This is a genomic window from Streptomyces chattanoogensis, from assembly GCF_001294335.1.
GTDB classification, from domain to species: domain Bacteria; phylum Actinomycetota; class Actinomycetes; order Streptomycetales; family Streptomycetaceae; genus Streptomyces; species Streptomyces chattanoogensis.
In genome coordinates this window covers 1-225 of sequence record NZ_LGKG01000126.1, presented here as the reverse complement: position 1 = coordinate 225, position 225 = coordinate 1, and the positions used below count along the sequence as shown (strand labels likewise).

The 225-nt window shown below is 67.1% G+C and carries 1 protein-coding gene; it reads right to left on the bottom strand.

What is annotated here, in order from left to right; genetic code table 11:
* On the bottom strand, positions 1-225 hold a 225-nt coding region (locus tag ADL29_RS15340), incomplete at both ends, for an acyltransferase domain-containing protein (protein WP_157878499.1).

Sequence of the window (225 nt, the reverse complement as noted above, 5' to 3'; positions counted from 1 at the left end):
GAAGGCCTCACCGGCCGAGGTCAGGAAACGGGCCCAGCCACCGTCGTCACGACGCAGGGTGCCCACGGCGGCCACGTCCTGGATCGCAAAGGTCAGCACGGGATGCGGGCTGACCTCGACGAACAAGCCGAAGCCCTGGTCCGCGAGCGCCGACGTCGCCGTCTCGAACTCGACCGTCTGACGCAGATTACGGTGCCAGTACGCCGCATCCATGATGGACGTGTC